Below are 14,605 nucleotides of genomic sequence, written 5' to 3' on the forward strand. Positions count from 1 at the left end.
TTGAAGCTCCATTTCGAATAAAAGTATCACGAAAAAATAGATACATACTTTATACACAAATAAGTTATCCTAACATTCTTATCTTTACACAGTCATTCGAATTTAAAAAGTAATGAATTATCTTGATTTCATCCGCATATTTATTGTCGTTGTCTGTTTGATATGTATGGGAACCATGTCTTACGGACAAGACTACCAATTATCCTATTATTCAGTAGGTGACGGCTTATCGCACAACGAGGTGACCACAATCATTCAGGATGACAATGGTTTTATGTGGTTTGGGACCAGGGGGGGCTTAAACAGGTTTGATGGTTATGAGTTCAAGTTGTTTACTCCTGATAAGGAACAAGAGAAAATTATACCAGATGTTTATATTGAGCAACTGTTTCTTGATTCAAAACAGCGCCTTTGGATAGGAAGCAAATCCAGTGGTTTTTATTACTATGACATACCCAAAGATCGCTTAATTACTCTTCCTGTTTCTCAAGAGTTGAGCAATATCAGAATACATTCATTAGAAGAGGATCAGGAGGGTAATATCTGGATTGGAAGCAGGGGAAAAGGACCTATTAAGATGAGTCCGGACACTCAGTCACTAGAGTTTGTATCACTTGAAAGTAGACTTGCAAATGCCCTTACCAGTGTGCAAGATTCATTCATTTTTTGGGGAACTCAGATTGGATTGGAATATTACGACAAGAGTGATGAGATTAAGAACGTCCTGTTAAAAGACAAGAGGACATATCATGAACCGTTTGATATGATTGCTGATCCACAGAGCCCATACCTATGGATAGTGGGGGCAAAGTTGGCATTGACGCGTTTTAATTACACAGATGGTACCTATAAAACCTATCAGATTCCTAGTGATCGAGCAGTCAATGCGCCCAGCTATTCTTTGATGAGCGATAATAATGGAGACTTATGGATTGGGACTTTGGGCAATGGATTGTATAAGTTTAAGGTTAAGGATGAAACGTTTGAAAAAATTAAGATCAGACCTGATGGAATAAGTGACCGAAATAATGACTACGAGATCATTTTAGATATTTATCAGGATAAAGCAGGTGATATCTGGATTGGAACAAAGGGAGGTGGTATTATCAAAGTGTCACCAAAACGAATTTTTTATTCTCAGAGCGAACATGTTTTGAGTGAAATTAATGATTTACATATCAATTCAGTATTGGAGGATAGGGACGGCATTTTGTGGGTAGGAACTAAAGGGCAAGGCGTTTTTATGCTCAATGAACAGGGGCGTTTCCAAAATGTGCCTTTTAAAAAACAGCCTTCATTCTTTGAATTGTATCAAAATGATGTCAGGAAAATATACCAATCAGAAGATGGATTGATATGGTTGAGCTTTGATAGTGGAATTTACATTATTGTGGAAAATGTGCACGGCCGAAATGAATTAGTTTATGTAAATGACTACTTTAACTCTCAGGGTTTATCCAAAAACATGCCCAGAGATCTGGTTGTACTAGATCAACATTTATGGCTGGCTACAAAAGAATTGGGCTTGTTTATGTTTCAAAAAGAAGATGGTACCTATCGTATGGTAAAGAATTTTTGGGCTACTGGCAGAAAGGGAGCTCCTCAATCAAACAGCATATCGGTACTTAATGTTGACCATAAACAACGACTATGGGTGGGTACGCATAAAGGTTTGTATCAGTACCAGCCAACAGATACGACTCTTGTTCCTCTAGAGGCTTTGCTGCATAAAGGGGACGCCCCTTTGTATCAAGCTATCAACTGTATTTATGTTGATCACGATGGTGATATATGGTTTGGAACACCCGGTGGCTTGCATCAATTGGTTGAAGGTCTTGATGGCATGTTTCAGTTGAATAGATATACAAAGTTAGAAGGCTTGGTAAATACTTATATCAATACCGTTTTAAGTGATTCTACAGGTGATATCTGGTTAAGTACCAATGCTGGTTTATCCTGCTATCATAAGCAAAGTGGGGAATTTATTAATTATGATGCATCGGATGGATTAGAGGGCACGAACTTTTCGGAATCATCGGGCTGTATTGGACGTAACGGTCGTTTATATTTTGGAGGACGCAACGGTTTGTTAGCCTTTAATCCATCAGATATATTAAATAACAATTATCAACCGCCGATTGTCATTTCAGAATGTAAAATATTAAATAAAACAGTTTCAACAGGTGGTAAGGTACTAAAGTTTAATATTAATCAACCACAAACATTAGAACTCAACCATCTGCAAAATGAGATATCCTTCGAGTTTGCTGCACTGGATTATAAGGCACCACATTTAAATCAGTATGCTTATTGGTTGGAAGGCCGGGATAGCACACAGGTATTTTTGGGTAATAGACGTTACTTATCATTTTCCAACTTAAAACCTGGTGATTATATCCTCCATTTATATGGTACAAATAGCAATGGAATCTGGAGTGACCAGGAAAGAACAATAAACCTGAATATATTGTCTGCACCCTGGAAAACATGGTATGCTAATGTTATGTATGTATTTCTTATTCTTTTAATTGTTTTTATAATCGTCAGGGTAGCAAGAAAGCAAGATCAACTGAATAGAAGTATTGAATTAGAACAGTTGATGCGTGAAAAGCAGAAGCAGGTCAATGAAGATAAACTGCGTTTTTTTACAAATATCTCCCATGAAATACGAACCCCTTTAACGTTGATTCTGGCTCCTTTTACAGAGTTGTTACAGAAGGATTTTTCGAAGGTGGGCTATGATTTTATTAAAAATAAGGTTGAACTGGTTCACCAAAATGCGGCAAAGCTACTTGAACTTGTTAATCAATTGATGGAATTCAGGAAGTTAGAAGCTCAGAAGGTTCAACTGCAAGCATCAGAAGGGAATATTGTGGGATTTATAAATCAGTTGTGCGAGCCATTTGAAGCTTATGCCGAAAGTAAACACATCCGTTTTAAGAAAGAATACAAGCAAAAAGAAGCATCCCTATATTTTGATAATGAGAAAATGGCGATGGTAATTAATAATTTATTATCCAATGCTTTTAAGTTTGCCGGACAACCGGGTAAAGTGACTGTTCGGGTAGAAGAGCGTGATGAGGCGTATATATCTATCAGTATCTCTAATAATGGAAAAGGCATATCATCCTCTGATTTGAAATTTCTCTTTGAACGTTTTTACTATGGAGTTAGCCACTCATCAATGGAGAGTTCAGGAATTGGACTTTCATTGGTGAAAGGCTATGTTGAATTGCATAAGGGTGATATTGAAGTTGAGAGTGATCCTGGTGAATTAACAACTTTTACTCTTAAGCTTTTGAAGGGTAAAACGCATTTATTAGCTGATGAAATAAGCTCAACGCCGACCAAATTGAAGAAATATAAAAGTGTTATTGATCGAAAACAAACAGAGGTCGTGATCAAACCCAAAAAAGCCTTATCTGGAGCTACTGTATTAATTGTTGAAGATAACGAAGAGCTACGAGGGTATTTGAAGGAATTTTTAGGCAACTATTTTAAAGTTATTGTCGCTGAAGATGGTTTAGAAGGCTTTGAACGAGTTATAGGACAAAAGCCAGAGTTGGTTGTTTCGGATGTGATGATGCCCCGTATGGATGGTTTTGAATTATGTCAAAAGATCAAATCTAATCCGCTTGTCGCACATACACCTGTTATTCTCCTGACAGCCAAAGGTACTACAAAAGATGAAGTATTGGGTACACAACATGGTGCCGATGCCTATCTGAAAAAACCCTTTGATACAAATCTGCTCCTCGGAAAGATGAATATGCTGATTGAATCAAGACGAAAATTATCAGATAACTACGCAGACAAAGTGATTCTGGCGCCCAAGGATATGGAACTGGAGAAAGATGATGCTAAATTCATAAAAAAATTGATGGTCGTTCTTGAAGAAAATATTGGAAATGCTGACTTTAATCAGGAACAACTTGCAGAAAGGATGGCGGTGGGTTATAGAACCTTAGTGCGAAAGTGTAGGAAAATAATAGATCAGACACCTAGTGCTTTTATTAAATCATTTCGATTAAAGCGTGCCGCGCAGTTGCTGGAAAACTCGGACCTAACGGTGACCGAAATAATGGATGAAGTCGCTTACAGTGAAATAAAAACATTTCGGCGGAATTTTAAAGCAGAATTTAAAATGTCTCCATCAGATTACAGAAGACATCAAAGAGGATGAATCTGTTCATCTGGCCAATGAGGTGCAGGTGCCTATTATATGATACTATTTCGGATATTTTTATTCTAATAGTTTTTTAGATCACTACTTATACCAATTGAAATTACAGGTGATTTGTGCATAAAAGCCAGATTTTGCATTCGCAAAAGCGAAGAAGATCATGTAAGTTTTAACCAGAATGTTTGCTAAAATCAAAGTTTCCCTACCACTATGTCTGGGTAGCGTGTTTAAATCTGCCTGATGCCTTCGTTCGTTTTACTTCTATAGCCTATACTCTGGGTTATGTCTGTTTTTTTGTCAAAGTATTGTGCCCTTTGCGTTTTCTTCTTTGCGGTTTGTGAAAGATTTTTTTTTATAAACACACGCTTCCATATTTGCATTAACCAGCGTAATAAGCTGAAATTGCATGCGCTTAATACAAAACTTTACAACGAATTACATTTTTACTGCCTAAGTTATAATATCCACAAATACAGCGATATAGAATTTCAACTGGGTTAGAAATGGGTGCATGGGTGTCACTTTTTAGTCTGTTAGTATGTCAATATGTATAACTCTTTATGGCATTTTCCGAATCCGTTTTTTGCTATTGTTCATGCATCTTTGTAATGATAAAAATTGTATAAAAAAGATTGCTATAGTGCTGAAGCGATTTCAATTTAAGGGTTTAAAAGAGAGAATTAAGTACAGATACTTGACTTATGTGTTAAGATTATTGTATTTGCTACTGATATTCTGTTTGCTGGCCATCATTCACATTATTAGCAATTAAGATTTAAAATTAACTAATTAGGTTTTTATGAAAAAAAAGTATGAAGTAGTAAATCGGATACTGTTGGTTATCGTACTGGTAATCACATGTCATCTGAATACAAGTGCTCAAGGTAGGACCTTGACAGGAGTGGTGAACGATGAAACTGGGCTGCCATTGCCGGGTGTCTCTGTTGTAATTAAAGGTACCACAACAGGTACCATCACCAGTGTCGATGGAAATTACACTTTACAGAATGTGGGTGATGAAACCATTGTTGTATTTTCGTTTATTGGTTTTGAAAGCCAGGAAGTGCAGGTAGCCGGAAGAGCAACCATTGATATTACTATGATTGAGGATGTTACTGGTTTGGATGAAGTTGTGGTGGTTGGTTACGGAACTCAAAAGAAATCCAATGTGACGGGTGCTACTACAACAGTAGACATGGGAGAAGTACTTGGCAACCGTCCTGTAACCAATGCTGTTCAGGCTATTCAGGGTACGGTTCCAGGGATGCAGATTACAGTTCCATCCGGGGAACCGGGTGCGTCCACCAGTATCAATATTCGTGGTACCACTTCTATCAATGGTGGTAGTGCGTTAATTTTGGTGGATAACGTTCCTGTATCAGCCGAGGATGTTAACCCGCAGGATGTAGAGTCGATTACAGTATTGAAAGATGCTGCTGCTTCGTCTATTTATGGTGCACGTGCCGCTTTTGGTGTAATATTGATTACGACTAAAAAGGGTGGAAAAGACCAGCCGATTAAGTTTAATTATTCTAATACCTTTAGTTTTGGTACTGCTACTGATATTGCTGAAAAGGAGTCGACCTATAACTTTGTTAACGCGATGAATGACTGGGGGGTGACTTCTTATTGGACGGATCAGGACATTCCAACCTGGGTTAACTTCCTGGAAGAATATAAGAACGATAAAGGAACCTATCCGGAAGGCTATGCAACCGATGAGTTTGGTGTTCGCTATCCCTTAACCAATACGGGTACTATCGATGAACTTATCGGCCAGGGATCATTTTCTCAGATTCACAACTTCAATTTTAGTGGTGGTGGAAAAAAAACACAATATCGTGTATCATTAGGATATAGTGATGAAGATGGTATTATGGTGTCTGATAACGACCGTTATACCAAGTATAATTTTACTACATTTTTAAGTACCGACTTAACGGACAAGTTAACGGCCTCGGTTAATATTAACTACCGTAACAGTTCAAAACTAAGACCGCGTACAAACTACGGCAGTGCTGTTACGGCCAAGCCATGGACTCCTTCAACAGGAAACCATATTTTTGACGATGGAACATCTGTTCCCTATGCTTCACCTGCCAATTTGACACGCCTACAAGTGCCAAACGAAGAGACAAAGGGCAATATGCGTTTATTGGGTAAAATGGAGTATGAGTTGTTTAAGAATTTTACTTTAACAGGGGAGTATACCTACGAATCAAAGAATCAGAATAACTACAGTATGGATGAGCAGTTGGATTTTGTGGATGCTAACCGTTATGTGTTAGTTGAAGGAAAGCCGGAGAGTACTTTTTATAGTAAATCAAATAGGCAAAAGACCTATAATGCGGCCAACTTGTATGCCAAATATAAGAAGCAGGTTGGTGATCATCACTTTGACGCCCTGGCGGGTATTAATAAAGAAGAGTTTCACCAGGAAAGTTTCTGGGCCAGAAAAACAGAATTGTTAAATACAGACTTACCCGCCTTATCAACGGCAACAGGAACCATTACTGCTGACGATGGCTTTGGTGAATGGGCTGTACTGGGTTATTTTGGTCGTATCAATTACAACTATAAAGAAAAATACTTTGTTGAGGCCAACGGACGCTACGATGGTTCCTCTAAATTCGCAGCACGTGAGAAGTATGGTTTCTTCCCGTCTTTTTCGGTGGGCTGGAATATGGCCAGGGAAGGCTTTATGTCAAACTTCGAAACCATTTCGCATCTGAAGCTGAGGGCTTCATTTGGAGAGATAGGTAACCAAAATATTGATAACGGTGCTATATCTGGCTTTTATAAGTCTATCCCTGGCATGCCAATTACCAATGCTGCCTGGATTAATCCTGATTCGGGCTTAAGATACAATACAGTTAATCCTCCAAGTTTAGTAAGCCAGACCTTCACCTGGGAAACGGTTCAAACACTTAACTTTGGATTAGATGTAAAATTGTTGAATAACAGATTGAGCACTTCTTTCGATGTCTTTAACAGGAAAACGCTTGGCATGATTACCGCCGCCGTAAAGGTGCCGGATGTGCTGGGTACAGTTGCTCCACCGGCCAATGCTGCAGATTTGGAGTCGCGCGGTTGGGAACTGGAAATGTCGTGGAATGACCGCATTAACGAATTCAAGTATAACGTAGGATTTACACTTTTTGATAACCAAGCTGAGATCACGCGATTCGACAATCCTGCGGGACTGATCAGCACTTATTACGAAGGACAAATATTAGGTGATATTTGGGGCTATGAAAGTGATCGCTTGTATACAGTGAATGATTTTGTGGAAGGTAGTTTAGATGGTAACCTGATGGGCGGAACCTTAAAGGAAGGTGTTCCTGCTTTTATTGGTCGCAATCCAAATCCTGGTGATATGAAGTACAAAGACCTGAATGGTGATGGCGAAATTAGCCCTGGAAGCAGCACGCTAAGCGATCCGGGAGACCGTAAGGTTATAGGTAATAACAAGCGTCGTTACCAGTATGGTATTTTCGGTAATGCATCCTACAAAAACTTTGACTTTTCATTTATTCTAAACGGTGTTGGTAAACGTGATTTGTATATCAATAACAATATTCGATTCCCTTATACCGGTGAATTTAATACCATGCATAAAGAACAGATGGATTATTGGACACCAGAGAATACCGATGCTTACTTTCCAAGAAACTATGATCTGGGAGGTGTTAACTATGGTAATAGTAGAATAACGCAAACCAGGTATTTGATTGATGGCTCTTTCTTACGTGTTAAAAACATAACACTTGGATATACTTTGCCAAAGTCTATACTTAGCAAAGTGAATATTGATAAATTCAGACTTTATGTCTCAGGTGAAAACCTGCATAGTTTTGATAACATGCCTGATGGTATAGATACTGAGTTACAAGCTAAAAGCCAAGGCTTATACTATCCATTGATAAGAAGCTTTAATGTTGGTTTAAATGTTACTTTTTAATTTTATAAAAGCTACAGAAATGAAAAAAATATATAGTGTATTATCTGTTTGTATCGTCCTGCTATTAGCAGGGTGTAACGATGATTTCTTAGATAAAGCTCCGCTTGATCAGCTCTCAGAGCCAACTACATTTACCACAGATGCCAATTTTGAAACCTACTGTTGGGGATTTTACAACACCTTTCCTGGCTTTGGTCTTACTCCAACCAATAATGAGTGGAATGGAGACTTGATGCTTAAAGGAGCAGGGAGTATTGGGCAACCTTATTTATGGCAAAATGTTGTTGAACCAAATAATGCTGGAAGCTGGACCGATCCCTATGCCAGAATTCGCCGTGTTAACATCATGTTGAGTAACATTGAAAGCAGCCAATTAGATGAGGAAGGACAGAAGCACTGGCGTAGTGTAGGTTACTTTTTCAGAGCCTGGGAGCATTTTCAGTTGTTGATAAAATATGGTGAGTTCATCTATTTGGATGAGCTGGTTAATGAAAAAGACTTAGACATTTTATACGGCCCAAAAACACCGCGCGACGAGATTAGTGCTAATATCTTATCAGATCTTAAATATGCGGAAGCAAACATCCGTACTGAAGGCGATAATGTGGTTGACCAGAGCGTTGTACGCGCTTTAATATCACGTTTTGGACTGTTTGAAGGTACATGGCGCAAGTATCACTCATTGGGTGATGAAACGACCTACCTACGTGCAAGCGCTGATGCGGGAACTACACTTACACAGTCACATCCTGATTTACATGCCAATTACGACCAAGTGTTTAATAGTACGGATCTGGATGGTACAGAAGGTATTCTGCTTTATAAGGCCTATGAATTTGGTATCATGACGCATACTCATACTTCGCGCCATAGAAACTCGGCAGGAAACTGGGATTTAACCAGACGGGGAGCTAATAAGTTCTTATGTAAGGATGGTGAAACCATTTGGACAAGTGCTCAGTTTGAGGCAGATCCAAATGCGCCTGAGGATGCGTATGCCGAATTCAGAAACCGTGATGAGCGTTTGTATTATATAACACCTCCTCCATTTAAAGTTATTCCAAGTAGTGATAAACTTTCCTGGGATTATGATCCTGATCCAAAGCACCGTGAGTACATTGATTTAATGAATAGTATTTCTGATGCAGATCACAAGGGATACCCAATAAGTAACTGGAAAGGACTAATCCTAAAGCAGGAGCCGCATTTCCGTAAAAGAAATAAAGGTCAGGGTTTTATGGTGAGCTATACAGGATACAGATTTCATAAGTATTACAATGAATTTCATACGGGAATACAAAATCAGGAATATACCGATTTTCCGATTTTCCGAATGGGTGAGGTATTGGTTAACCTGGCCGAAGCAAAGTTTGAGTTGGGAGAATTTGATCAGGCTACTGCCGATTTAACTGTTAATAAATTGCGTGCCCGTGGAAAAGTTGCGGCATTGGATATTAACAATTTTGTTGATGACCCAACACGTGATGCTGATGTAGACCGTGTACTATGGGAAATCAGAAGAGAACGTGCAGTTGAATTAATGGGTGAAGGTTTCCGTTTTGATGATATCAGACGTTGGAGAAAAGCCCATGAATATGGAGCTCTTGAAAAATTAGGTCGTTACGTTAAAAATTCCAATTACGGTAACAAATTGCCAATTCAAGGTGGTGCTGCCGAAGGCTTTGTTTCTCCATGGGGCGTACCTCCTGGATTCCCTGAACATTATTACTTATATCCAATTCCATTGGAAGAATTGGCGCTAAATGAAAATTTAGTTCAGAATACAGGTTGGAAGGAAGCAGAATAATTAGTCTGTTTATTTCAATTAGGTTAAATTAAAAATAAAGTCAGCCCATCTATTTGATGGGCTGACCTCTATAATTGTGGCTCCGTATGATTTATCAGTTTACTCTTTTATTCAATAGAAAATAAATCTCATTTTAATAGCTTCTTATCATGAAGACTAAAAATCTACAGAAGTGGGGAATAGTTCTATGCTTAATTGCTACAAGTTTTGCTTCATTTGCACAAAATGTTAATCAGCATCATATTAAGCACCAAAACTCAGAATGGTATAAGATGTTGAGTTCAACTAATGTCAACTATTTTGAACTGACACAAAGCTTTGATAGTTATTTTAAATTACATGAATACGTAAAAACCGATGCCGTTCGTGAATACATTCGATGGACCAGAAATGTTAGTGGTAACTACGATGCAAAAGGAAACCTGTTAACCATTGAACCTACCCAAGAAGACATTGAACTAATTAGCCACGACCAATTCAGGTTAAAGAGTTCTCAAAATACTGGTAACTGGGAACAAATAGGGCCCTTTACTTTTGATCTGGAAGCCAGATACCGCACCAATACTCAGGGAGTCGTACGCTGTATACAGCAAGACCCATCCAATCCGAATAAAATTCTGATGGGCTGCATAGCAGGTGGCGTTTGGTTATCAACCAATAGTGGTGATAACTGGACTAACGTAAGCAAAGATATACTAGTAAGTACCGTATCCGGTATTTGCATCGCACCATCCAATACAAATATTGCTTATGCCTCAGCTCGTGAGGGGGTTATTAAATCAACAGATGGAGGATTAACCTGGGATTTTACAGCTTTTGATGATCGTTTAGCTTATCCAAATGGAGACCAACCTGCGGCGACCGCGGTTGCCCACGATGATGCCAATAAAGTGATACATGCCTCAAATGCCGGACTATGGGTGTCAGCTGATGGAGGTAGCACCTGGAGCAGGAAGTTTAATTATCAGGTGTATGATGTAGAATTTCACCCAAATAACTCGCAAATTGCCTATGCTGTTGTTAATGAAAACTCGTGGGCCACTTTTTACAGAACCACTGATGGTGGAGGAACATGGCAAGCTATTAGTAACGGATACCCTACACCAGTGGATGGGCATAAGATGAACCGAACGCTGATAGAAGTGAGTGCGGCCGCACCAAACAATGTGTGGGTTATTTCAGGTGGAGAAATGGATGCTGATAAGGGCGTTTACGGCGTTTTTAAATCAACTGATTCAGGAGCATCATTTTCCAATATTTATCAGGCAGTACCAGGTGTTGCTGGTCAGCCTAATTTCCTCGCTAGAGCGACTAATGGTGAGGAAAGTGGATTGGGACAACTAGGCTGGGATTTTGCTTTTGCTGTATCAGATACTGACCCTGATTATATGATTGCTGGTACCATTAATGTTTGGAAATCAACTGATGGCGGTAATTCCTGGTCGTATGTTAACCGCCAAGCTTCTGGCAATACAATGTATCATATGGATTTTCAGTGTGCCGAAATATACGATACCAATACATGGATTGGTACCGATGGTGGCATTGGCTTGTCAACGGATGGTTTACAGAATCTACAGGATAAAAGCTTTGGAGGTTTTGCTGCTCAACAAATATGGGGCATGGATCGTAGTTGGAAGAGTGACCTGATGAATGCCGGTTTATACCATGGCCAAATTATAATGAGGGATGATAATACCTATGTGGGCGGATGGTATAATGTTTTAGGTGCCGATGCCAGTTCAACCTATATCAATTATGGTGATGATCGTTATATGTATGGTAATAGCTATGGTGGAAGGCGCGTTATTCGTTCTGAAGATAGATTTACGCCTGCTCAAAGTGCCTTGATGCCGGTAACTGCACCTAAAGGTTATAAGCAAAATGAAATGTTGAATCATTTTTATTACGGTCAGAACTATACCCATACTGATAATGTATTTCAACGAAGTGTGGATAAGGATGCTTTATCGGAATGGAATAACTTGTTTACCTTTAATAATAAGGTCAGCTATATTCACCCAACGTATCAAAATCCTGATATATTATTCGTTATTGAGCAAAGCCATACCTTGTGGTTGACTACAGATGGAGGCGAAAACTGGATTGACCGCACACCTCCTCCCTCTTTAACATTGGGCTATTCGCTAGGCAATGTATGTACCGATGGGTACGATGCCAATATTGTCTGGTGTTCGCTGCAAGGTCAGCAGAGTGATGTAAAAGTATTAAAGTCGACTGATGGTGGTTTAACATGGGGCGATTATTCCGGTCCTCAAGGTAACTTACCCTCCTACGGAGTATTGTCTTTAGCTCATCAACTGGGTACTGATGGTGGTGTTTATATTGGTAACTCGGCCGGCATTTGGTATCGTAATAATTCCATGACTGAATGGATTAATTTCAGTGATGGCTTACCAGCAGCGACACCGGTGACGCATATTCGTTTCAAGTATTCTACCGGAAGAATCACAATCGGCTCATTACGCTCTATTTTTGAAGGTGATGTTTATGAAAAATCACAGCCTATCGCACACCCAATTACTGCACAAAGAGTTAATGACTTAGGCGAAGTTAAATTTGTTGATCACTCAGTAAGTGCTTCTGATGCTACATATAGCTGGTCTTTTCCTGGCGGGAACCCAAACATATCTGCTGAAGCCAATCCAACTGTTAATTACCAGGAGGAAGGAAGCTATAATGTATCTTTAACAGTAAATGATCAGTTTGGCTCGCATACCCAAATGTTTCAGAATTTTATTGAAGTAAAAGAAGTGGTTGAGCTACCTTTATATGCCGGCTACTCATTTGACGGGCATGCCAGGGATATTACCAGTAATGGCTGGGATGCCACCGAAGATGCAATTTCTTTTGTTAAAGATGAAGATAGACGTTATGTGGCCGAATTTAATAACTCATATTCTACAATAAGCAACCATCCCGGTTTTGAAGGTGCTTCTGCCCGTACAATTGCTGCATGGATTAAAACCAATACAGCCAATAAGGCAATATTGGGGTTTGGAGTTAAAAGTAAAACACAGAAATGGTCCTTCCGTTTAAATGATGGGGGGCAGTTAAGAGTTGAAGTTGAGGGAGGTTACAAGTATGGTACCACTTTGTTAAACGATGGTCAATGGCATCATGTGGCTTGTACTTTTGAAGATGACGGCACACCCGATGTTGCTGATGTAAAGCTCTATGTAGATGGTCAGGAGGAACAAACAGGAGACTTAGGAGCAAGTTTAATAAATACAGGGAAAGGAAAGGTAACAATTGGCGATGATCCTGGTAACCGGTCGTTTATTGGGCGAATTGATGATTTATACATGTGGGACAGAGCTTTATCGGAAGGTGAAATTACAGATTTGTACGTGGGTTCACTGGGCTTTGACGAAGTATTGAATGACCATTTACGACTTACAGCTGAGGGCATGCTATTAAATATTGAAAATCAAGGTAAGGATGTGCAGATGAAAATATTCGATGTAACGGGCTTGTGTCTTCATAATTTCAATATGCCTGGCGGAACCAAAGTGATAACTTTTAATAGAACAGGTATTTACATAGTAGCAATACATACCGGAAACCGCATTATTACAAAGAAAATTCTAATGAGTAAATAGGCCAGCTCAAAAAACAATAAATGTTATGAAGATGAAAACGGGTAATATATTTTTTATAGCTAATCTAACAGCTTGCTTTTTGATGTTATTATCGCTGGGATGTAGTAAGGAAGAATCAAAGCCAGACGATAAACAAGCACCAACTGTTGAAATTATTACACCTATAGCAGATGCGATTTATGCAAGAGGTAATTTTTTAACCTTGCAGGCGACTTTTGCGGATAATGAAGGCTTAAAAAATTGTATAGCTATCATTGACTATATTGACGAAATAGCGGATAGCCCGGGTTTAAAGAGTGTACGATTTCCTTGGAAACCGGCATTAGATGGCGTTGAATATACCATTGATTTGAATGGTAGTAACGAACTGCATGTTAACGAAAACTTGTTTGGAGATGCAATTGACTTTGATTGTCTGGAGGGTGCTTATATTCTTCATCTGAGCATTGAAGATATAAATGGTAATACAGCACAAGAGGATATCGAAATATTTATTCAATAAGAAACTGAATATAATTACGTGTTAAAATTAAAACTGCAGTTGCAACTTTTAAAAATCAAGAAGAACATTGGGGTTTGCTATATTATTGGTTGCTATGCATTCAAAATAATTACAAATAACAATAGTAAGACTCTAATACAAAAGTTTTTGTCTCATAAAGTGGAAAAATACTAGTGATTATGAAAATAAGGAATGTCATTCAAAGTTTATTACTTTTACTAATTCTTCTGAATTTGGTGTCATGTCAGCAAAAAACAAATACAGAATCGAATGAAACTCAACCAAATATTATATTGATCAACATCGATGACATGGGCTGGCGTGATGTCGGTTTTATGGGATCGGAGTATTACGAAACACCCAACCTGGACGCCTTAGCTGCAGAAGGGATGATCTTCACCAATGCCTATGCCTCAGCTTCGAATTGTGCGCCAAGCCGTGCCAATATGATGAGCGGACAATGGCCGCAGCGTCATGGAATTTATACGGTAGGTTCTTCTGAAAGAGGAAAAAGCTCTACCCGTAAGTT

6 protein-coding genes are annotated in these 14,605 nt (G+C 38.9%); all 6 read left to right on the plus strand.

The genetic code is table 11. The features are described from left to right. Window positions 1-112 precede the first annotated feature (112 nt). Window positions 113-4,183 (plus strand): two-component regulator propeller domain-containing protein, encoded by a 4,071-nt coding sequence (locus tag FNN09_RS12745; protein ID WP_143302746.1) that lies wholly within the window; start codon window positions 113-115, stop codon window positions 4,181-4,183. A 799-nt stretch (window positions 4,184-4,982) separates the two neighbouring features. After that, a complete protein-coding gene (locus tag FNN09_RS12750; protein ID WP_143302747.1) occupies window positions 4,983-8,144 on the plus strand; it encodes a TonB-dependent receptor in 3,162 nt (1,053 codons plus the stop codon). A gap of 19 nt (window positions 8,145-8,163) precedes the next feature. Further along, on the plus strand, window positions 8,164-9,951 hold the full coding sequence (locus tag FNN09_RS12755; protein WP_143302748.1) for a RagB/SusD family nutrient uptake outer membrane protein: 1,788 nt from the start codon (window positions 8,164-8,166) through the stop codon (window positions 9,949-9,951). A gap of 149 nt (window positions 9,952-10,100) precedes the next feature. Beyond that, on the plus strand, window positions 10,101-13,574 hold the full coding sequence (locus tag FNN09_RS12760; protein ID WP_143302749.1) for a LamG-like jellyroll fold domain-containing protein: 3,474 nt from the start codon (window positions 10,101-10,103) through the stop codon (window positions 13,572-13,574). A 25-nt stretch (window positions 13,575-13,599) separates the two neighbouring features. After that, the gene (locus tag FNN09_RS12765) at window positions 13,600-14,076 is read left to right on the plus strand and encodes a DUF4625 domain-containing protein (RefSeq protein WP_143302750.1); all 477 of its coding nucleotides are present in this window, start codon (window positions 13,600-13,602) and stop codon (window positions 14,074-14,076) included. 179 nt (window positions 14,077-14,255) lie between these two features. After that, on the plus strand, window positions 14,256-14,605 hold a 350-nt coding region (locus FNN09_RS12770; RefSeq protein ID WP_143302751.1), incomplete at its 3' end, for a sulfatase-like hydrolase/transferase.

Origin of the sequence: Carboxylicivirga sp. M1479 (genome assembly GCF_007097485.1) — a bacterium.
Taxonomy (GTDB): domain Bacteria; phylum Bacteroidota; class Bacteroidia; order Bacteroidales; family Marinilabiliaceae; genus Carboxylicivirga.